The organism is Pseudomonas sp. UBA4194, assembly GCF_002379585.1.
Taxonomy (GTDB): Bacteria; Pseudomonadota; Gammaproteobacteria; order Pseudomonadales; family Pseudomonadaceae; genus Aquipseudomonas.
Genome location: NZ_DFUE01000059.1, coordinates 1 through 19,830, shown reverse-complemented (window position 1 = coordinate 19,830; position 19,830 = coordinate 1). Strand labels below are relative to the sequence as shown.

20 protein-coding genes are annotated in these 19,830 nt (G+C 62.2%); 8 read left to right on the top strand and 12 right to left on the bottom strand.

Annotated features, from left to right (window positions below; translation table 11 throughout):
- The first annotated feature begins 41 nt into the window (after positions 1-41).
- Both B3397_RS15220 and B3397_RS15215 read left to right on the top strand, forming a co-directional pair.
- Positions 42-344, top strand: coding sequence for a hypothetical protein (locus B3397_RS15220; protein ID WP_296251544.1), 303 nt, complete (start codon positions 42-44; stop codon positions 342-344).
- A gap of 292 nt (positions 345-636) precedes the next feature.
- A complete protein-coding gene (locus tag B3397_RS15215; RefSeq protein ID WP_003179963.1) occupies positions 637-849 on the top strand; it encodes a cold-shock protein in 213 nt (70 codons plus the stop codon).
- Positions 850-910: 61 nt separating this feature from the next.
- Here B3397_RS15215 and B3397_RS15210 read toward each other — a convergent pair whose 3' ends face one another.
- A complete protein-coding gene (locus B3397_RS15210; protein WP_296251542.1) occupies positions 911-1,225 on the bottom strand; it encodes an I78 family peptidase inhibitor in 315 nt (104 codons plus the stop codon).
- A gap of 126 nt (positions 1,226-1,351) precedes the next feature.
- The gene (locus tag B3397_RS15205; RefSeq protein ID WP_296251538.1) at positions 1,352-1,657 is read right to left on the bottom strand and encodes a hypothetical protein; all 306 of its coding nucleotides are present in this window, start codon (positions 1,655-1,657) and stop codon (positions 1,352-1,354) included.
- A 206-nt stretch (positions 1,658-1,863) separates the two neighbouring features.
- Here B3397_RS15205 and B3397_RS15200 point away from each other — a divergent pair, with 206 nt between their 5' ends.
- Positions 1,864-2,106 carry a hypothetical protein gene (locus B3397_RS15200; protein ID WP_296251536.1) on the top strand — a complete coding sequence of 81 codons (243 nt, stop codon included), beginning with the start codon at positions 1,864-1,866 and terminating at the stop codon, positions 2,104-2,106.
- On the opposite strand, the gene B3397_RS15195 is transcribed toward B3397_RS15200, so the two are convergent.
- The 7 genes from B3397_RS15195 to B3397_RS15165 form a co-directional block, all read right to left on the bottom strand.
- On the bottom strand, positions 2,103-3,080 hold the full coding sequence (locus tag B3397_RS15195) for a nucleoside hydrolase (protein WP_414704395.1): 978 nt from the start codon (positions 3,078-3,080) through the stop codon (positions 2,103-2,105). The two genes, B3397_RS15200 and B3397_RS15195, sit on opposite strands and share 4 nt — an antisense overlap.
- 77 nt (positions 3,081-3,157) lie before the next feature.
- On the bottom strand, positions 3,158-3,562 hold the full coding sequence (rbsD, locus tag B3397_RS15190) for a D-ribose pyranase (RefSeq protein ID WP_296251532.1): 405 nt from the start codon (positions 3,560-3,562) through the stop codon (positions 3,158-3,160).
- Entirely contained in the window at positions 3,559-4,476 is a 918-nt protein-coding gene (rbsK, locus tag B3397_RS15185; protein ID WP_296251530.1) for a ribokinase, read from the bottom strand. The genes rbsD and rbsK overlap by 4 nt, the downstream gene beginning before the upstream one ends.
- A gap of 12 nt (positions 4,477-4,488) precedes the next feature.
- Positions 4,489-5,514, bottom strand: coding sequence for a LacI family DNA-binding transcriptional regulator (locus tag B3397_RS15180; RefSeq protein WP_296251526.1), 1,026 nt, complete (start codon positions 5,512-5,514; stop codon positions 4,489-4,491).
- 2 nt (positions 5,515-5,516) lie between these two features.
- Positions 5,517-6,509, bottom strand: coding sequence for an ABC transporter permease (locus B3397_RS15175; protein WP_296251523.1), 993 nt, complete (start codon positions 6,507-6,509; stop codon positions 5,517-5,519).
- On the bottom strand, positions 6,506-8,050 hold the full coding sequence (locus B3397_RS15170; protein WP_296251522.1) for a sugar ABC transporter ATP-binding protein: 1,545 nt from the start codon (positions 8,048-8,050) through the stop codon (positions 6,506-6,508). The genes B3397_RS15175 and B3397_RS15170 overlap by 4 nt, the downstream gene beginning before the upstream one ends.
- A 58-nt stretch (positions 8,051-8,108) precedes the next feature.
- Complete coding sequence (locus tag B3397_RS15165) at positions 8,109-9,062, bottom strand: sugar ABC transporter substrate-binding protein (protein ID WP_296251520.1); 954 nt, start codon at positions 9,060-9,062, stop codon at positions 8,109-8,111.
- Between the two features lie 219 nt (positions 9,063-9,281).
- On the opposite strand from B3397_RS15165, the gene B3397_RS15160 reads away from it, so the two are divergent.
- The gene (locus B3397_RS15160) at positions 9,282-12,050 is read left to right on the top strand and encodes an RHS repeat protein (protein ID WP_296251518.1); all 2,769 of its coding nucleotides are present in this window, start codon (positions 9,282-9,284) and stop codon (positions 12,048-12,050) included.
- Between the two features lie 39 nt (positions 12,051-12,089).
- On the opposite strand, the gene B3397_RS15155 is transcribed toward B3397_RS15160, so the two are convergent.
- Positions 12,090-12,677, bottom strand: a complete 588-nt coding sequence (locus B3397_RS15155) for a cupin domain-containing protein (protein ID WP_414704393.1) — start codon at positions 12,675-12,677, stop codon at positions 12,090-12,092.
- 158 nt (positions 12,678-12,835) lie between these two features.
- Between B3397_RS15155 and B3397_RS15150 the strand changes: the two genes are divergently transcribed.
- A complete protein-coding gene (locus B3397_RS15150; protein ID WP_296251516.1) occupies positions 12,836-14,185 on the top strand; it encodes a cation:proton antiporter in 1,350 nt (449 codons plus the stop codon).
- Between the two features lie 34 nt (positions 14,186-14,219).
- On the opposite strand, the gene B3397_RS15145 is transcribed toward B3397_RS15150, so the two are convergent.
- The gene (locus B3397_RS15145; protein WP_296251514.1) at positions 14,220-14,870 is read right to left on the bottom strand and encodes an HAD family hydrolase; all 651 of its coding nucleotides are present in this window, start codon (positions 14,868-14,870) and stop codon (positions 14,220-14,222) included.
- A gap of 194 nt (positions 14,871-15,064) precedes the next feature.
- Between B3397_RS15145 and B3397_RS15140 the strand changes: the two genes are divergently transcribed.
- Entirely contained in the window at positions 15,065-16,510 is a 1,446-nt protein-coding gene (locus B3397_RS15140; protein ID WP_296251574.1) for an ATPase domain-containing protein, read from the top strand.
- A 21-nt stretch (positions 16,511-16,531) separates the two neighbouring features.
- On the top strand, positions 16,532-16,897 hold the full coding sequence (locus B3397_RS15135) for a response regulator (protein WP_296251512.1): 366 nt from the start codon (positions 16,532-16,534) through the stop codon (positions 16,895-16,897).
- 24 nt (positions 16,898-16,921) lie between these two features.
- Here the strand turns inward: B3397_RS15135 and map are convergent, their stop codons facing one another.
- Positions 16,922-17,707 (bottom strand): type I methionyl aminopeptidase, encoded by a 786-nt coding sequence (gene map / locus B3397_RS15130; protein WP_296251510.1) that lies wholly within the window; start codon positions 17,705-17,707, stop codon positions 16,922-16,924.
- Positions 17,708-18,207: 500 nt separating this feature from the next.
- Between map and B3397_RS15125 the strand changes: the two genes are divergently transcribed.
- The gene (locus B3397_RS15125; protein ID WP_414704394.1) at positions 18,208-19,563 is read left to right on the top strand and encodes a sugar porter family MFS transporter; all 1,356 of its coding nucleotides are present in this window, start codon (positions 18,208-18,210) and stop codon (positions 19,561-19,563) included.
- Positions 19,564-19,830 lie beyond the last annotated feature (267 nt).

Below are 19,830 nucleotides of genomic sequence, written 5' to 3'. Positions count from 1 at the left end.
AAGAGTCAAAACCGCAAGCCGATAACAAGGAGCAACTCATTATGGGTCTCAAACTACTTCTCCCCCTGGGTGCCTGCCTGGCCATGGCACTTCCGTTCGCAGCTCAAGCTGCAACATTGTCTCCTGCCGCCAAGGCTGAATACATGACGCAGTGTCAGGCTGCCGCCGTGGAGCAAGGCGTCGACGCGAGCAAGGCACAGGCGCATTGCAGCTGTGGAGCAAAAGTGATCGAGGAAAAGTTCACTCAGTCCGAGATCAATCAGCTCACCGACAAGACGGTGGAGCCGCCCATGGCCCTGCGTCAGAAACTGATGAAAGAAGTACTGGTTTGCAACAACCAATAGCAGCGCATCGAGGTGCTGCGCACGCCTTCTGGCGTTGCCGCCGCACCTGAAACGCCGCCAAACGAATTATTTGCGACTGATTCCGGTTTTTTTTCAAAACATTTTTCAGCCGCAAACCCTAGCAAAATAAGGGGCTTACGGGGTTTTGGCAGGTCAAACTGCCGCAACCCAGGCCAACGACCCTGATCAAAAGGGGTTCACAGCCCAGCTTTTGGACTATGATAGGTCCCGTGTGCCCAGTTGGCCTGAGCAGCACAGCACTACTGAATATTATGTTTCTTGGAGATTCACCATGTCTAATCGCCAGACCGGCACCGTAAAATGGTTCAACGATGAGAAAGGCTTCGGCTTCATCACTCCTCAAGGTGGCGGTGACGACCTGTTCGTACACTTCAAAGCTATCGAATCCGACGGTTTCAAAAGCCTGAAAGAAGGCCAGACCGTCTCGTTCGTAGCCGAGAAAGGCCAAAAGGGCATGCAAGCTGCTCAAGTTCGCCCAGAGTAATCTCGGCAACTGAAAAAAACCCGTCCATGTGACGGGTTTTTTTTCGCCTGCAGGAAAGGCTTCAGCCGCAGTTGACGCGGGTGATCTTGCCGCTGTCGTCAGCGTTGAGGTTCAAACGGTCGGAGCGGTATTCCAGTGTCACCATGTCATGGGGCTTCAGTACGCGCGCCACCTGGGCACCTGCCTTGACGCGGGATTGCTCGAGCAGGTCGGCCGTGGCCTGCTGTCCAATGGCGGCACGGGCGTTGTCGGCATTGCAACGGCCATCGAACGTGGCCGGTGGCGCAGATTCCTGCTTGTCGGAACCGGACGTGGAACAGCCGGTGATGGCCATGGCAGCCATAAGGGTCAACAAGGTCTTGCGCGGGAAAGGCATGCAGCCTCCTCTGGGGTTTTCGAAGGTTGAGGTAGTGCGACCACCCTGGCGGGCTTTGGTTGCAAAGTGTTGCATTTTGCCCGAGAGGTCGCTGGGCGGCGCCTCTCCAATCGTCACCGAATGTGTTCAGTACATATCGATGTAGTCGGACTTGGGCGCCGGCCAGTTGTCCCGCAATGCACGGAAGATCTGCCCGACCCATGCGTCGTCGGCTGCGGCCGCCGCACCCACGCAGCCCGAGCCGGCGGCCCAGGTCTCCAGACGGAAACATAACCCATCGATGTCCATGCCTCCGACCGCCTCGGTGGACAGGTAGGCAATACCGTCGCGGCTGACGCGCAACTGGTTGTGTTGCGCCGGGTTGCCCGAGCCAATCAGGGCCCTCACTGCCTCCAGGTCAAGGGCCTGGGGCTGCTTCAGATCGATCTGCATGACGGGCTTCCAGGCTGCGCATCCAAAATCAGTGTCTCCAAACCTGAGCCTCCATAAACCTGGGTCTTCAACCTGTGAAAGAGGCATCAGTTTGGCACGAGGTCACGCTTATGCCTAAGTAGCTGTGTGAAAAAGCGCTCAAAATGGTTTACTTGACACACCTAGAGCGGTGACCGTCCGCTCGTAAAAGTGATGGCGAGAGCAGCATGTCAAACGTATCGATCAAGGCCGATATCAAGGTGGAATGGCGACAGGGGCAGAGTTCCTACAGCCCGGGTAACCCCGAAGAACTGGCGATCATCGGGGTGGATGTGCTGGTCAAGGAACTGGGCACGGAGGCGGCCCGTTCGTTCATCATGCAGGTGTTCGAGCGCTACACCCATGACCCGCTCCACGGCAATGCCGTCCTTGCCGCCGCGGGATCGGCAGCGCCGCTGGTCACGCCTTAAGGCAAGCGGCCCAGGCGCTCGGCCAGCAGATCGAAGAAGCCTTGAGCGTCACCGTTTTGAACCCAGAACACGTTGGGCTTCTGTTTGAGCGTACCGTACCAGTCGGCAATGGTCTGTCCGAAGGTCGGCCCTTCCCGACTGTCGATGGCCAGATGCACCGCCCTTCCCGAAAACAGCTCGGGCTTGAGCAGATAGGCGACCACACTGGCGTCGTGCACCGGCCCTCCAGGCAAGCCGTAGTGCGCCATGTCCGCCTTCACGTACGCCTGCAGAATATCCACCACCAGTGCGCCGGCCTTGTTGTTCAGGGCAGCGATCTGCTGCAGGCGGGCCTCACTGGTCAACATCTTGTGAGTGACGTCCAGCGGGACATAGGTCAGCTTCACCCCACTGGCGAGCACGACTTGCGCTGCATGGGGGTCGGCGAACAGGTTGAACTCGGCCACCGGGGTGATATTGCCGCCATTGAAATGGGCCCCGCCCATGACGATCACTTCCTTGATGCCACGAACGATCTCTGGCGCTTGCCCCAAGGCCAGCGCCAGGTTGGTCTGCGGGCCGAGCATGGCGATGGTGATGCTGTGAGGTTTAGCGTGCTGCAAGGTATCGATCAGATACTGCACCGCATTGCCCGTCGCCAACCCTTTGGCGGGATCATGCACCGGGACGCCTGGCAGACCCTCCTGGCCATGGATGTCGTCGGCGTAGATCGGCGCCCTGACCAATGGCCGTGGCGCACCCGCGTATACCGGAACGCTTTCACGAGCCGCCCATTCGCGGGCCAGCCGGGCGTTGCGCGAGGTCTTGTCCAGGCGCACGTTGCCGGCCACCGTAGTGATCGCACGCACGTGCAGTTCCTCAGGCGAAGCCAGGGCCAGAAGCAATGCCACGACGTCGTCCGCGCCAGGATCGGTGTCGATGATCAGGTCGATTTTCTCGGCGGCCTGAGCGCCCCCGGCGGTCAGCACAGCCATGAGAGAAACCCCTTGCAGCAGTCGATGGAAGAAACGGGTCATAAGCACTCCTTGTGCGCGGTCAAATAATGGAACAGCTAGAACGTCACCCCCGCTAGCAACGCGATGTTGCTGTAGGGGCGGCACTCACCAGTGCGAATGATGGCCCGCGCCTGAGCGCTGAGCTCCTTGAACTGCGCATGGCTGGTGAGCTGGCGGGTGCCAAGGGCGCCCTCTCCATGCAAACGCTGCACTTCACTCAAACCCGGTGAGGGCTGCAGCAGCAACTCTTCGGCAAGCACATGGCTTTGCACCTGCATCTCGCTGAGCAGGACATTCAGCGTGCTGGCAAAATCGGGCACGCCATGGGTCAGGGCAAGATCGATCAACGCGACACCAGGCGGTACCGGCAGGCCAGCGTCACCGATGACCACAATATCGCCGTGGCCCAAAGAAGCGACCAGGCGTGACAGCGCAATATTCAGCAGCGGCGTCTTTTTCATGCGGGTTGCTCCGACACTTCGGCGTAGGTGGGAATGGACGGTTGTGCCCCGGCACGGGTGACCGACAGGGCGGCGGCGGCCTGGCCCAGCGCAATGGCCTGGCGTTGGTCCTGCCCTCGTGCCAGCGCAGCGGCGAAGCCACCGACGAAGGTATCGCCTGCCGCCGTGGTGTCCACGGCCCGCACCACCCTGCCAGGGAAGTGCTCAACGCCGGCATTACCGGCCAGGAGCACGCCCTGCTCGCCCAAGGTGACAATGACCTTGCCCACCCCAGCCTCGAGCAGGCGCGACGCCGCCTCGCCAGCGCTGGCCGGGCCGCTCACGCTGACACCCGTCAACGCCTGGGCTTCGCTCTCATTGGGAATCAGATAGTCGATCCAGGCATACCAGTGCGGCGGCAGAGGCGCCGTGACGGGAGCGGGATTGAGGATGACCGTCCTGCCCAGCTGATGCGCCCGCGACAGCGCATGTTCCACCACCGGATAGGGGATTTCCAACTGACACACCACCACTTCGGCCTGTTGCAGCAAGTGGTCGAAACGCTCCACATCGGTCGTGCTCAACCGTCCGTTACCGCCAGCGATGATCACGATCGCGTTCTGGCTATGATCATCGACCACAATCATCGCCACCCCGCTGGGCACACCCGCCGCCACCCCGATGCCCTGACAATCGATGGCATCGGCTTCCAGCCCCTGGCGTAGTTGCGCGCCATAAGCGTCATCACCGACGCAGCCGATCATCGCCACTTGAGCGCCCAGACGAGCCGCCGCCACTGCCTGGTTGGCGCCTTTGCCGCCGGGTACCGTGGTGAAGGACTCGCCCGGCAGGGTTTCTCCTGCCCGGGGCAAGCGCTCGGCACGTGCGACCAGGTCCATGTTCAAACTGCCAATCACCAGCACTCGTGCTTGCATGTTCAGAAACTCTCAGCGGTAGTCGTTGAATAGATCGTTCGCCCGGGGCGCGGTGGATTCTCGAGTCACGATCCGCGGCGCCACCACCTGCTGGGTGGCCTGGCCGGTAAGACTGCCGGCGATACGCGCCAGCAGCCGTTCTGCGGCCATCTCGCCGAGCTGGCCAATGCACTGCCCTACGGTGGTCAGGGCCGGGTACACGTAGCGGCTGAGCTGAATGTCGTCGAACCCTATGACCGAAAGTTCACTGGGCACCTTGATCCCCCGCTCCGCTGCGGCACGCAGCACACCCATGCCGATCATGTCGTTGGCTGCAAAGATCGCGCTGGGCCGGGTGCCGTCGAGCAATGATGCCGCCGCCTGATAACCGCCTGGGCTGGTGAAGTCGCTGTCGACGACCCGCTCGGGGGGTGCCTCGATGCCATATTCACGCAAGGCTCGCCGATACCCCGCCAGCCGCATGCGCGCCACGCTGGTCTGGGCAGGGCCATTGATACAGGCGATATCCCGATGCCCCAGCTCCAGCAAATGGCGCGTGGCCAGATAGCCGCCCTGCTCATGGTCGATGCACACCAGATCTGCGGCCACACCTTGCAGCCCTCGGTCGACGATGACCATCGGCGTGCGTACGGCCGACAGCGATTCGATCAAGGCCCCCTCGCCTCCTACCGACGCAACCACTAGGCCATCGATGCGCTTCTCCAGCAGCACACGCAGATAATTACGCTGCTTGACCGGGTCGTCATCGGAATTGCACAGAATCACGCAGTAGCCATTGCGTTCGCAGTAATCTTCGATGCCCCGGGCCAATTCGGCAAAGTAGGGGTTGACGCTATTGGGCACCAGCAGGCCGATGGTGGCAGTGCTTTGCGCCTTCAGCGAGCGGGCGACCGCACTGGGCACGTAGTTGAGTTCGGCGATGGCCAACTCGACCTTGTGCCGCACCTGCGGGCTGACCGGGCGACTGTTGTTCACCACATGGGACACCGTGGTGTAGGAGATCCCCGCCAGTGCTGCCACATCCTTGATCGTTGCCATGCCTAGCCCCGTTTACGCGCGCGTTGACTGCGGTAGGTGTCCAGCACCACCGCGATGACAATCACCGCGCCGGTGATGATGCGCTTGGTAGGCTCGCTCGCGCCGATTTGCGCCAGCCCCGCCGCCAGCACCGAAATGATCAGCACGCCGAAGAAAGTGCTGATCACCGATCCGCGTCCACCCATCAGGCTGGTGCCGCCAATCACCACTGCCGCGATCACCTGCAGCTCCAATCCGGCGCCCGCGTTGGGATCGGCCGCTTCGAGTCGAGAAATCTGGAACAGCGCCGCGAGCCCTGCCAGCATCCCCATCAGCGAGAACACCAGCACCTTGTAGGGTTTGGGATTGATCCCGGCCAGGCGCACGGCCTCCTCGTTGGTGCCGATGCCGATCAGGTAGCGGCCGAACACCGTACGGGTCAGCACCAGCTGGGCGACGACGATCACCAATAGCGCGATGATGAACGACGGCGCGATGCCGAAGGCGATCGGGTCGGACAGCCAAGCGAAGGCATCACCGATGTAGGCGGTGCGTGAATCAGTCATCTGGTAGGCCACGCCGCGGGCCATCTCCAGCACCCCCAGGGAAACGATGAACGAGGGGATGCGCCAGGCCACGGTGATCAAACCGGTAAGGGTGCCCGCCAGCGCCGCACAGGCCATGCCCAGCAGCGCAGCGGGGAAGACGCTCCAGCCCCAGCCCAGAATGGCCACGCTGACGGCCGAAGCGGCCAGTGCCAGCACCGAGCCGACCGACAGATCGATGCCGCCGATGATCAACACCAGGGTCATGCCCACCGCCAGCACCATCAGATCGGGAATCTGGTTGGCGATGGTGCTGAACGTGCTGTACGAAAGGAAATGACTGCTGAGCAGCGAGAACAGCACGATCATGGCCAGCAGCGCGCCGGCAAGCCCCAGGTAAGTGCCCAGGCCCAGGTAGGTACCGCCGCGCTTGACGGCCACTGGTGCGTCGGGGATTGAAGTGGTTTTCATGCCGATATCCTTGGTGCGGTTTCAGCGACCAGCGCGTCGCGTTTCTGGTAACCGGCGAACGCGGCCGCCAGCAGTTGATCCTGGCTCCAGTGTTCGCGGTCGAAGGTGTCGATCAGGCGCCCGGCGGACAGCACCGCGATGCGATCACAGATCAGCATCAGTTCGCGCAGGTCACTGGAGACCACCACCAGAGCCTTGCCCTGGCGGGTCAGTTCGCCGAGCAGGGCGTAGATGTCGAACTTGGCACCGACGTCGATACCCCGCGTGGGCTCGTCGAACAGCAGCACCTGGCAGTCGCGTTCCAGCCAGCGACCGATCACCACTTTCTGCTGATTGCCGCCAGACAGCTCGCCGACGCTTTGCGCGGCACTGGAACTGCGAATGCGCATGGCATCGATCTGACGCTGGGCCAGGGCCAGCTCGGCGGCCCCGCGCACCACACCGCCGGTGGCGATTGCCGGCATATTGCCCAGGGCGATGTTGGCGCTGATCGATTGCGACAGCAGCAGGCCTTCGCCCTTGCGGTCCTCGGTGATCAGGGCAATGCCGTGCCTGACCGCATCGGCGGGCGAACCGATACTGACCGGTTGCGGCGGTAGACCGATGGCTACCGTGCCCGCGTCGCGGTTGTCGGCACCGAAGATCAGCCGCAGCAGTTCCGTACGCCCTGCCCCGATCAGGCCGGAGATACCGAAAATCTCCCCCTGACGCACCTCGAATGACACATTCCTGACCTTGTCGCCGCGACTCATGCCGTTGACCCTGAACAGCGGCGGACCGATCCGCCGTTCGCCCAGGTCGATGCGCTCACCCAGCTCGCGGCCCACCATCAGGTTGACCAGTTGTTCACTGGAATAACGGGCCATGGGCTCCACGCACACCAACCTGCCATCGCGCAGCACGGCAATGCGCTGGGCCACCTGTGCCAGCTCTTCCAGGCGATGGGAGATATAGATGATGGCCACGCCTCGCGCGCGCAGGCGGGTGATCTGTTCGAACAGCATGTCCACTTCCCGTGCAGTCAGCATGGCAGTGGGCTCGTCGAGAATCAGCACCTGGCATTCGCCGATCAGGTTGCGGGCGATTTCGACCATTTGCTGATGCCCGATGCCCAGCTCGCCTACCAGCGTATCGGGGTCGATGGCGTCCAGCCCGACCTGGGCCATGGCCTGGATCGCCGCCTCGCGCAGACGTTTGCGGCTGATCCAGCCGCCGTGGCTGGGCAGGTTGTCGAGGAACAGATTTTCGGCCACGGTCAGCGTCGGCAGCAGGTTCAGCTCCTGCATGACCATGCGTACCCCGCGCTGCTCGGCGGCGGTACGGCTGCTTGGGCTCCAGGCCTGGCCCTCATAGTGCATGTGCCCGGTGGTGGCGGCTTCGAGGCCGCCGATGATCTTGGACAGGGTGCTCTTGCCGGCGCCATTCTCGCCCGTCAGCGCCAGCACCTCACCGCGGTGCAGCTGCAGGTCGACATCCCACAGCACCGGCTGGGCATAGGTCTTGCCGATGCCGGTCACCGACAGCACGACATTGTTGGTCATAACGCTCTCCAGTACGCCGATCGATCAAGGTACGCAGGGGCCACGCAGCCCCATCCCATCACTTGCTGACCAGTTCGACCGGCGTCTGGATCACGCCCTTGTCGTCGGCGCCGGTCGGCTGCCCCTTGATCAACTTGAGCGCCGTTTCGATACCGAACACGGCTTGCCGAGCGGCGAACTGGTCAGCGGTCGCCAGTACACGCCCGTCTTTGAGCATCGGCTTGATGGCGTTGATATTGTCGTAGCCCACCACCTGCACCTTGCCCGCCTTGCCAGCGGCACGCACCGCCGAAACCGCGCCCAGGGCCATGCTGTCGTTGCCGGCCAGCAGCGCCTTCAGATCCGGGTATTCGTTGAGCATGGCCGACGCCACTGCGTTGCCCTTGTCGATCTCCCAGTTACCGGACTGCACCGAGACGATCTTCATCTGCGCCGCATCCATGGCGTCTCTGAAGCCCGCTGTGCGCATCTGTGCGTTGGTAGTGGTGGGTACGCCTTCGATGATGCCGACCTGATCGCCTGCTTTGAGTTGCTGGGCCAGGTAGTCACCGACCAGCTTGGCGCCCTTGCGGTTGTCTGGGCCCACGAACGGCACCTGCAGGCCTTTGCTCTTGAGGACAGCGGCGTCCAGTTGGTTATCGATGTTGACCACCTTGATCCCGGCATCCATGGCTTTCTTGAGCACGGGCACCAGCGCCTTGGAGTCGGCTGGGGCAATCACCAGCGCATCGACCTTGCCGACGATCATCTGCTCGACGATGCGAATCTGGTTGGCAGTGTCCGACTCGTCCTTGATGCCGTTGGACACCAGGTCGAAATCGGCGGAGTGCTCGATCTGATAAGCCTTGGCGCCGTCTTCCATCGTCAGGAAGAATTCGTTGGCCAGCGACTTCATCACCAGCGCCACCTTGGGCTTCTGGGCATCGGCGAGAGTGAATTGCAAAGGAGCGATGGTGCCAAGGGCAGCCATCAGGGAAACGGCAAGGAGGCGTCCAGCAAAGGGCAGCTTCATAGGGGAATACTCCGATCTTATGATTATTGTCGGGCAGCGATTCACGAGAGGTCGCAAACGTTTGCGTGGGATCACTATGGTCAGCGATCAGCGCTTTGTCAAATGCCCCCTTTTCTGTAAAAAGCGCCGGCCACACGCCCAGCCGGTGCCATGAAGCAGTGCCGCGCCGTACAACGTGCTGACATCTGTGCATCCCTACGTAGATCGGACCTGCCCGCCATGCCCAACTCCCGCTCCTTGCATACCGCCACCCCTTGCCTGCGCGCCATTGACGGCCGTGGCCAGGTCGTTCGCGAGATTCTCTATCACCGCTGCCAACCGGGCGCTGCCGAAGCTCGCATCACCCGCCATCAGCACGATGCTCAAGGTCGTCTCACCCAGAGCATCGATCCTCGCCTGTACGCCGCCCAACGCGAAGATCCCACCGTTGCGGCCAACTACAGACAGCGCACCAGCCTAAGCGGCACGCTGCTGCTCAGCGAGAGCGTGGACGCCGGCCGCCAGATCAGGCTGCACGACAGCCTTGGACACGACGCCATCACGTGGCTCGCCCATGGCGTGCAGCAGGTGAAGGCGTATGAAAGCGCCCCACTGCCGGGACGACTGTTGAACATCACCGAACACGCCCCGGATGCCCCAGCGAGAGTCAGCGAACGCTGTGTGTGGGCAGCACCGGACACTGAATCCAAAGGGCTGAACCTTGCCGGTCAGCGCAGGACGCATTTCGACACGGGAGGCAAACTGCAGGTCCATGCCATGAGCCTGTTTGGCTCGACACTCAGTGAAAGCCGACAGCTGCTTGAAGGCGCTGGTGACAGCGATTGGGCAGACCACACTCCCCTGGGCCTGGAGTCTTCGGTGTTCACGACCACGGTAAGCCTCGACGCCTGCGGCTCGATCATCGCCCTGGAAGATGCCAAAGACCACCGCCAGCGGCATGCCTACGATTTGGCCGGGCAGCCCAGAGCCAGCTGGATGACCCTGGCCGGCGGCACCGAACAGGTGATCGTCGTGGATACCACCTACAACGCCAGCGGGCAGAAACTGCGCGCAGTCGACGGGAATGGCATTGTGACTTCCTACACCTATGCTCCACACAGCCAGTGGCTGACAGGTCTGAGCACGGTCCGTACTCGTGACGGAAAAATACTCCAGGACCTGCACTACCGCCACGACCCGGTCGGCCTGGTAATCCAGGTACGCAACGATGCCGAACAGACGCGGTTCTGGCGCAACCAGAAGATCGCCCCACAGCAGGATTACCGCTACGACTCGCTTTCCCAACTCGTTCATGCCAGTGGCCGGCAGATGGCTGCCTTGGGCCAGCCAAGCGGCCAGATGCCATCGCCGATGATTCCCCTGCCTGCCGATTCGAACGCCTACACCCTGTACAACCGGGAGTACGAGTACGACAGCGGCGGCAATCTGCTGCGCATTCGTCATAGCTCACCAGCCACAAACGGTGGCTATACCACAGAGCTGACCGTCTCCAGTCGCAGCAACCGGGCTGTGCTTACCACGCTGTGCGCGGATCCCGCACAGGTCGACAGCCACTTCGACGCCGCCGGCCAGCAACTGGCCCTCGACGGGGGCCGACAGTTGCGCTGGAACGCTCGCAAGGATCTGGCGTGCGTGCTGCCGGGCACTGGCACTGGCGAGCGTTACCTCTATGACAGCGAGCATCAGCGCTTGCGCAAGACCCACGAACAGGGGGTGACCCGCTATCTGCCAAGCCTGGAGTTGCACGAACTTGGCGCGCAGTTGCTGCACTGCATCAAGCTGGGCGAGCGCATTCGGGTTCTGCATTGGCCGACCGACCGACCGGACGGCATCGATAACGACCAGATCCGCTACAGCTACTGCGATGTGCTCGGCAGTCACGGCATGGAAATAGGTGGCAACGGTGAGGTGATCAGCCGGGAAGAGTTCTTCCCCTTCGGCAGCACCGCTGTGTGGGCCTGCCGTAGCCAGATCGAGGCCAGCTACAAGACCGTGCGCTACTCGGGCAAGGAGCGTGACAGCACGGGGCTCTACTATTACGGCTATCGCTATTATCAGCCGTGGGCAGGCCGCTGGCTGAGCGCAGACCCGGCCGGAGCAGTGGATGGGCTGAATCTCTATGCCATGGTGCGCAACTCGCCGGTATCGGCGGTGGACGAGCAAGGTCTGATGTTGAGGGCAGCGGTCAAGGGCGCCATAGGCGCGGGCGGAGTGGGCTACGAGGCCTACAAGTACCACAAGAACCAGCAGCCGGCAGAGAGCGCCCCGCCATCCGTGCCAAAGTCGAGCGCTTCATTCGGCGACCAGCGAGCGGAGGCTTTCACCGCTAAGGTGCATGAGAGCAAAGAACACTACAGTCCGCTACAACAGATCGCCAGCAGCGTTACCGGACGCTTCCAGGCCGTGGATCACGTTGCCCACGGACAGATACCCGGCGCCGAGGCGGTAGTGAAGAGCGCTAGCATGGTGGGCAACCTTGCGGAATTCAGCCAGACGGGCGACGTCAATCAACTGGCAAAAACTCCATTGGCCGCCGCAGCTGCCAAGGATGTCGCGCACAGTGCCAAGCAGAGCATCGTGGCCACGGTAAAAGCCGGTAAAACCGCAGCGCAGGCGGCCACGTTGTCCGAGGACGGGGTGCAGCAGATCCATGCGGCTACCCAGGAGTACAAAGGTTTGCTGGTGGACAAGGCCGTGACGGCGGGTGGTTTCGGCGCGACCGTATCGGCGGGTCTGGAAGTGGCCGGGGCGGCGATGCCACATCCCGTGGGCAAGGCAGTAGTGAAGGTGGCTGCCAAGGTCTGGAGTGCCGCCGGGGCCGTCTACACCGCTGAACAACTCGGCAAGCTGGCCGATGAGCATAAAGAGCTGACCAGCAACCACACCGGGCAGAACCTCATGGATCAGGTGAAGCAGATCAATACCCAAAACCGCGGCAGCATCATGAGCCGGGTGAAAGAGGCGTTTGCGTCCCCCCCTGCCCCATGACCTGCGAAAACCGTACGAATGCCGGTGGGCCGACTCAATTCAGAGCCGAGCCCACACGCTCATCAACACGCCCTGCCTGCCGGTCACCGGATCAGCCTCCGGCATCGGCACCTGGGCGATACGCGCCTGGGCAGCGGCCAGCGTGGTGCGGTCGGCACGCTGGATGTCATAGCTTTCCTGCCCGCGAGGGTAAGCACCTACCACCATGAAATCACTGCTCTGTTCGATCCGCCGATGCCCGGTGCCGGCGGGCAGCACCAGCACATCCCCCGGACCGATGTCGAAATGTTCGCCGTGCTCGCCACCCAGGGTGATCCGCGCAGTACCCGAGGCCACGCCGAGCACTTCGTGGGCATTGGAGTGGTAGTGATGATAGTCGAAAATGCCCGCCCGCCACTGGGCTGGCCAGCCGTTGCGGGTAAACAACTGTTCGAAGGCAGCCGCCTTGTCACCGTCCAATGGCACGTTGCGGTAGATCAGCACCGGCAACCGACTGTTGGGGATCAGTCCGTCGCTCTGGAACAGCACTTGCTGCGCACTGCCTGCCTGGGCGGCCATGGCCGAGACCGAGGTGGCGAAGCCCAGGGCAAAACAGACGGCGGAAAACGTGGTACGCAAAGTGTGCATGACTGGCTCCCTTCAGGCTCATGGGTTGTCTGAACGATGCAGGCAGCACAAGGTTCCCCCCGCGACGTTATGCCGCCCAACTAAACCACCCCGGCGAAGTCACAACAGATGTAGTCACATTTTCTTACACCTGTGGGCACCTTGCCCGGCGAGGCCCGATGAGCTTTATCTTGTGGATGGCTGTACTGGGCGTCTTGTTGTTGATGCTGGCCCTGACCTCTTCCTACCTGCGCTGGCTGCCGGTCACCACCTCGGCGGTGTGCCTGGCTTTTGGTGCAGCCATCGGCCCACTGGGGCTGGGTCTGTTCACCACCGATTTCAAGGACACTGCCCATTGGCTCGAACGCCTGACCGAGGTGGCGGTACTGTTTTCGCTGTTCAGCACCGGCATCAAGCTCCGTCTGCGCCTGGGCCGCAGCGCGTGGCGTGCAGCCTACATGCTAGCCGGCCCGGTCATGCTGCTGTCGATCCTGGGCGTATGCCTGGTGGCCCACTATGCATTGGGCTTGTCGTGGGGGGTCAGCACCCTGCTCGGCGCCATGCTCGCGCCTACCGACCCGGTGCTGGCGAGCATGGTCCAGGTCAACAGCGCGCAGGATTTCGACCGCGTGCGCTTCGGCCTTTCGGGTGAAGCGGGACTCAACGATGGCACCGCCTTCCCCTTCGTGATTCTGGCACTGCTGATGTTGCACCACGACAACTTGAGCATGGAGTGGATCGGCGAGTGGGCGCTGGAGAACCTGATCTGGGGCGTACCGGCAGGCTTGATCATCGGCTACGTGATGGGCCGCGGCATCGGTCACCTGATGATCTACCTCAGAATTCGCAACGCCGACAGCACCAGCTCACCGAACGACTTTCTCGCCCTCGCCCTGATTGCCCTGTCGTATTTCGGCGCCGCCTCGGTGGGTGCCTTTGGTTTCCTCTCGGTATTCGCCGCGGGTCTGGGCCTGCGTCAGGCCGAGGTGCGCACCTCCAAGTCGGACATCCCCTCCGAGCACGTGGCCAAGCCTGTCATCGGCCACCGCAACCTGGCACCCGAAGAGGCCACGGTCACCAACCCCAAGGACATCGACGACAGCCAACTCGCCGCCGGGGTGATGATGGGCGATATCCTGGTGTTCGGCAGCCTAGTAGAGCGTTCGATGGAAGTGCTGCTGATCACCCTGCTCGGCGCGACCTTGTCGGCCTATTGGGATTGGCGTGCGGTGGGCCTGGCGGTGGCGTTGTTCTGCGTGATCAGGCCGCTGAGCGTGTGGCTGTTGCTGGGTCGTCGCTTGCTGGACGGCCACCAGCGAGCGCTATTGGGCTGGTTTGGGATACGCGGCATCGGCTCGATCTATTACCTGTGCTACACCCTCTCCCACGATTTGCCGGATTCGGTGGAGAGGGTCTGCATCAGCCTGACCCTGTCCGTGGTGGCGCTGAGTATTCTGGTGCATGGGGTAAGTACGCAGCCGTTGCTGGAACACTATGAGCGGCGCCGGGCACGGCGGGCGGTGGATTGAGGTAGATGCAGGGCCTTTTGGTGAGGGACGCGGCTTACGCCGCTGCTACGGTATCGAGCAGGGTCTGGAGGTCGTCGTAGGTTTCCACGCGGTGGAAGTTGGCAATGCCCTCGAACATGGAGAAATCGAACTCGCCATAGCCTGCCACCTGGGTGCCGGCGGCCAGGCCTGCGGTCACCCCGGCCACGCTGTCTTCTACCAGCAGGCACCGCTCAGGGGGCAGGCCGAGCAACTTGGCGGCTTCGAGAATCAGCTCCGGCGCGGGCTTCCATGACTTTACCTCGTAGGCACTGAGCAACTTGCCGTCGAACAGCTCCAGCAAGCCTGCGGCGCGCAAGGTGGTTTCGATCTTGTTGCGCGGACCATTGGAGGCTACGCATTTGGGCAGCTTCAGCCCGCGAACGAAGTCCAGGGCGCCGGGCATCGGTGCCAGCCCCTGGCGAAAGACCTCCAGGCTGGTCTCGCGAAACTGGTGCATGAACGGCTCGGCATCCAGATGAGGGTGCTCCAGGCACAACTCCTCGATGAACACCGCGAACTGCACGCCGCGAAAACGCCGCAGTACTTCAGCCTTCTCCATCACGATGCCACGCTCGGCCAACTGCTCCTGCAACAGCCCCGCCGCCACGCGCTCGCTGTCCACCAATGTGCCGTCGTTGTCGAAAATCACACCTTCGATTGTCAAAAGTCACTGCTCCTGGGTGCATCGGTGAATGGGCGATCAGGCCAAAGCCTAGGGGAGTGCATCCGGTGAGGCAACCCTTATGGCAAGTGCTGGGGCGTTGGGCTACGCGCGAGCGGTGATACGGGGTATGATCCCACCCATTTGAAGGGTCGCGCCTTGGAGCGATCCGCGCATCACACACACAGGCAGGTCGGATCTTGGAACAGCTAAAACGCCTCGAAAGCGGAATTGAAGGGCTCGACTCTTTGTTGAAGGGTGGTTTGGTTGCGGGCGCCTCCTACATCGTCCAGGGCCGACCTGGGTCGGGCAAGACGATTCTGGCCAACCAGCTGGGCTTCAATCATGTGCGCAACGGCGGCCGCGTGCTGGTGGCTACGCTGCTGGCCGAGTCGCACGAACGGCTGTTCCAGTACCTCTCCACGTTGAGCTTTTTCGACGCTTCGAAGATCGGCAACGAGATCCAGTTCGTCAGCGCCTTCGACACCCTGGAAAACGAAGGGCTGGACGAAGTCGTCAAACTGCTGCGCCGCGAGATCAGTCGCCAGAAGGCCACCGTGCTGATCGTCGACGGCGTGCTCAATGCCCGTTCCAAAGCCGACTCGCAGATCGACACCAAGAAATTCATCTCGGAGTTGCAAGGCCACGCCGCCTTTGCTGGCTGCACCGTGCTGTTCCTGACCAGCTCCCGGCTGGATGACGGCAGCCCCGAGCACACCATGGTCGACGGCGTCATCGAGCTGGGCGAGGAGCTGTTCAATACCCGCTCCGTGCGTCGCATCCAGTTGCGCAAGACCCGCGGCAGCGCTGCCTTGTCCGGCCTGCACGAATGCGAAATCACCGATGATGGCCTGGTGGTGTACCCGCGCATCGAGAGCCTCTACAGTCACCCTTCGCGCCACGACGCCGCCGACCTGACCCGACTGCCCAGCGGCGTCAGCGCGCTCGATGAGCTGATCGGGGGTGGCCTGCCACGCTCCTCGGTCACCCTGGTCATGGGCCCTTCCGGGATCGGCAAGACCAGCCTGGGGATCAATTTCCTGGCGGCCTCCACCCCTGAGGAACCGGGCCTGCATTTTGGCTTCTACGAGTCGCCTGACCGTCTGCGCATCAAGGCGCAGGCCCTGGGCCATGACTTCAAGGCGTTGCAGTCCAGCGGCGCGCTGTACATGTGCTGGCAGCCCACTACCGAAGGCCTGCTCGACGGCCTGGGCGCACGCTTGCTCAAGCAGGTCGAGCAGCATGGCATCAAGCGCGTGCTGATCGACAGCCTGGGCGGCATGGCCCGCACCGCCACCAGTACCGTGCGTTTGACCGAGTTCTTCAGTGCCCTGATGAGCGAATTGCGCACCCGCGGGGTAACGGTGTTCGCCACCTGGGAAATTCGCGGCCTGTTCGGCCCGGAGATCACATCTCCCGCGCCAGACCTGTCGAGCATCGTCGACAATGTCCTGCTGACTCGATTCGTCGAACATGAGTCTGAACTTAAACGCCTGCTGTCCATCCTTAAAGTAAGAGACAGTCTTTATGATCCTTCGCTACTGGAGCTGGTCATCAATGGTCATGGAATGGACTTGAGGAAGGCGTTCAAGAATGCAGAGTCATTGTTGTCAGGTAGCGCTTCGACGATTTCGAAACCGTGACGTCACCGGGGTCGAATTGATATGGCTACCATCCTGATCGTCGATGATGAATACCTCATCGCCGATATCCTCAGTTTCGCGCTTGAAGACGAAGGCTATATGGCCGTTACGGCTGGGAATGGCGAGCGTGCGCTCGAGGTTCTCGCCCGGGAAAAGCCCGCGCTGGTCATCACCGACTTCATGATGCCGGGCATGGACGGGCTGGAGCTAGCCATTGCAATCCGTGGTAAAGAAGACTTTGCCCAGGTGCCCATCATCTTGATGAGTGGCGCACAGGGCAGCATCGGTCGTGCCACCCCTGAACTGTTCGATACGGTCTACGACAAGCCCTTCGACATCAAGCAGGTCGTTGACAGGATAAAGGCACTGGTACCGCTGAAGCCCTGACCGCTCCCAGCGTCCAGGGCCCGTTCAGGCGATGCCTGGCTCACCTTCAGGCCACGTCGTCAGCACTTCATGACCATCGTCGGTCACCACCACCATGTGTTCCCACTGCGCGGACAGCGACTTGTCGCGGGTGACTACCGTCCAGCCGTCGGCCAGCTGACGGGTACCCGCCTTGCCGGCGTTGATCATCGGTTCGATGGTGAAGATCATGCCTTTCTCAAGGCGCATGCCCTCGCCCTTGCGGCCGTAGTGCAGCACCTGCGGTTCATCATGGTAGATCTGGCCAATGCCATGGCCGCAGTACTCGCGCACCACACTGAAACCCTCACGCATCGCCACGCTCTGGATCGCGTGTCCGATATCCCCCAGGGTCGAGCCGGGGCGAACGGTCTTGATCCCCGCCCACATTGCTTCGTAGGTGGTGTCCATCAGGCGCCGCGCCAACGGGCTGGGCTCGCCGACGCAGTACATGCGGCTGGTGTCGCCGTACCAGCCGTCCTTGATCACCGCCACGTCGATGTTGACGATGTCACCATCGCGCAGCACCACGTCGGCCGCTGGAATACCGTGGCAGACCACCTCGTTCACCGAGGTGCAGACCGTCCTGGTGAAACCGTGATAACCGATGTTGGCGGGAATCACCTTCAGTTCCTTGACGATGTAGGCATTGCACACCTCATCCAGATACGCGGTGCTGACTCCGGCCTTCACATACGGACCGATCATGTGCAGTACATCGGCAGCCAGGCCGCCGGCGATACGGGCCATGGCGATCTGGGCGGGCGTTCGGTTCAGATTCTTGCGACTCAATGGCTTCTCCTGTAGTTCATGGGCCCATGCTACCAGAGCGTCACGTACTTGGCGGGGCACGGCGACCCGGTGGTTTTATTTTTCGTTACACAAAACTTTCTGCGCACACCCGGCTCATACCCCTAGCACCCCATGGCAGCTGGCCAAAGGCCAAGGCAGAACTGCAATGGGTGGGCGATCAACGAGTAAGCAAGATCCGAGCAGTTCGACATAATCATAAAACTCGCTGGCGCTGGTGACCCTCGATGGACACCGCCCTCCTGCCAAGCGACCCTCGGCCCGCAACCACGCCGGCTACCCGACGAACGCTGATTCCTGCCCTTCGAACCTTTCGAAGCTTTCTTGCGCGCCCTGCGCGCGCACCCGTATTCAGAAAAAGGGAATGAGTAGTGACCAGTACAACCAACACCTCTGCCAGCGGCCCTGCCGCGGCCGATGAGGACGACGCTACCAAGGCATCGCCCAAGCAACTCGTGCTGCGTGTGGCGATCATCGCCACCATGGGCGCCCTGGCATTCGGCTATGACACAGGGGTGATTTCCGGCGCCCTGCCCTTCATGACCCAAAGCCCCGATGAAGGTGGCCTGGGGCTGAACCCGTTCACCGAAGGCCTGGTAGCCTCCTCGCTGATTTTCGGCGCGGCGTTCGGCTCTCTGTTCGCCGGGCATCTGGCCGACAAGTACGGGCGCCTCACGGCGCTCAAGGGGCTGGCGATCCTGTTCATGATCGGCGCACTGGGCTCGGCGTTGGCGCCAGGCATCTCGATCATGGTGGTGATGCGGTTCATCCTGGGTCTGGCAGTGGGTGGCGCCTCGGCCATCGTGCCGATGTTCATCGCGGAAATGGCCGGCCCCAGTAGACGGGCCAGGCTGGTGAGTCAGAACGAGCTGATGATCGTCACCGGGCAACTGGTGGCGTATGTGTCCAACGCCTTGCTGGCGCATTTTGCCCATACCCCGGATGTGTGGCGGTACATGCTTGCCATTGCGGTGATCCCGGCCGCGCTGCTGTGGGTTGGCATGCATTTCGTGCCCACCTCGCCGCGCTGGCTGGCCAGCAAAGGGCGCATGGACGAAGCAAGGGAAGTGCTGAAGAAGATCCGCTCGAGCAAGAAACAGGTCGAGAAGGAGATGAAGGAAATCGTCGAGCAGAACGAAGCCGAGCGCGCCGATGCCAGCTGGGCGTCGATCTGGGGCGAACCCTGGGTGCGTCGGTTGCTGCTGATCGGCATCGGCCTGGGCTTCGTTATTCAGCTCACGGGCGTCAATGCGTTCATGTACTTCACGCCGATCATTCTGAAGTCCACCGGGCTGGGTACCAATGCGGCGTTGACCGCCACCATCGGCAACGGTGTGGCTTCGGTACTGGCGACCCTGATCGGCATCTGGCTGGTGGGCCGCCATGGCCGCCGGCCGATGCTGATGACGGGGCTGAGCTTCGTGATCCTGGCGCAGGTGCTGCTGTGCTGCGTACTGACGCTGATGCCGCAATCGCTGCTGCAAAGTTACCTGGCGCTGGCCTGCATCCTGATGTTCCTGCTGTTCATGCAGACGTTCATCTCGCCGGTGTACTGGTTGCTGATGTCCGAGCTGTTCCCTTCGCACCTGCGTGGCGTACTGACCGGCACCGCGGTGTGCTTTCAGTGGCTGTTCAATGCCGCAGTGGCGTTTCTGTTTCCGCTGACCCTGGCCGGGTTTGGTAGCTATACCTTCCTGTTGTTCGCTGGGGTGAACGTGATCTCGCTGATCTTCGTTGCCACCTGCGTGCCGGAAACACGCGGCAAGTCGCTGGAGCAGATCGAGAAACACATGGAGGAGAAATTCACCCCGGACGAGGAAGAGCCCGTCAAGGCATGACAATGGATCGGGGGATGGCTGGACGCGGCTTACGCCGCTGCTACAGTCCCTATCCCCCTATCCCCCTATCCCCCCATCCCGCCCCACCCGCCCGACTCACCGGCATACGCCGCGTCACGCCCCCACCCCGCCCGAATCACCGCCATACGCCGTGTCACGTCCCCACCCCGCCCGAATCATCGGCATACGCCGTGTCACGCCCCACCGCGCCCGAATCATCGGCATACGCCGTGTCACGCCCCACCGCGCCCGAATCACCGGCATACG

Bases quoted from the DNA above. Each gene is read 5' to 3' on its own strand.
- B3397_RS15220 (WP_296251544.1), top strand. From the start codon at position 42: ATGGGTCTCAAACTACTTCTCCCCCTGGGTGCCTGCCTGGCCATGGCA.
- B3397_RS15215 (WP_003179963.1), top strand. From the start codon at position 637: ATGTCTAATCGCCAGACCGGCACCGTAAAATGGTTCAACGATGAGAAA.
- B3397_RS15210 (WP_296251542.1), bottom strand. From the start codon at position 1,225: ATGCCTTTCCCGCGCAAGACCTTGTTGACCCTTATGGCTGCCATGGCC.
- B3397_RS15205 (WP_296251538.1), bottom strand. From the start codon at position 1,657: ATGCAGATCGATCTGAAGCAGCCCCAGGCCCTTGACCTGGAGGCAGTG.
- B3397_RS15200 (WP_296251536.1), top strand. From the start codon at position 1,864: ATGTCAAACGTATCGATCAAGGCCGATATCAAGGTGGAATGGCGACAG.
- B3397_RS15195 (WP_414704395.1), bottom strand. From the start codon at position 3,080: ATGGCTGTGCTGACCGCCGGGGGCGCTCAGGCCGCCGAGAAAATCGAC.
- rbsD (WP_296251532.1), bottom strand. From the start codon at position 3,562: ATGAAAAAGACGCCGCTGCTGAATATTGCGCTGTCACGCCTGGTCGCT.
- rbsK (WP_296251530.1), bottom strand. From the start codon at position 4,476: ATGCAAGCACGAGTGCTGGTGATTGGCAGTTTGAACATGGACCTGGTC.
- B3397_RS15180 (WP_296251526.1), bottom strand. From the start codon at position 5,514: ATGGCAACGATCAAGGATGTGGCAGCACTGGCGGGGATCTCCTACACC.
- B3397_RS15175 (WP_296251523.1), bottom strand. From the start codon at position 6,509: ATGAAAACCACTTCAATCCCCGACGCACCAGTGGCCGTCAAGCGCGGC.
- B3397_RS15170 (WP_296251522.1), bottom strand. From the start codon at position 8,050: ATGACCAACAATGTCGTGCTGTCGGTGACCGGCATCGGCAAGACCTAT.
- B3397_RS15165 (WP_296251520.1), bottom strand. From the start codon at position 9,062: ATGAAGCTGCCCTTTGCTGGACGCCTCCTTGCCGTTTCCCTGATGGCT.
- B3397_RS15160 (WP_296251518.1), top strand. From the start codon at position 9,282: ATGCCCAACTCCCGCTCCTTGCATACCGCCACCCCTTGCCTGCGCGCC.
- B3397_RS15155 (WP_414704393.1), bottom strand. From the start codon at position 12,677: ATGCACACTTTGCGTACCACGTTTTCCGCCGTCTGTTTTGCCCTGGGC.
- B3397_RS15150 (WP_296251516.1), top strand. From the start codon at position 12,836: ATGAGCTTTATCTTGTGGATGGCTGTACTGGGCGTCTTGTTGTTGATG.
- B3397_RS15135 (WP_296251512.1), top strand. From the start codon at position 16,532: ATGGCTACCATCCTGATCGTCGATGATGAATACCTCATCGCCGATATC.
- B3397_RS15125 (WP_414704394.1), top strand. From the start codon at position 18,208: ATGGGCGCCCTGGCATTCGGCTATGACACAGGGGTGATTTCCGGCGCC.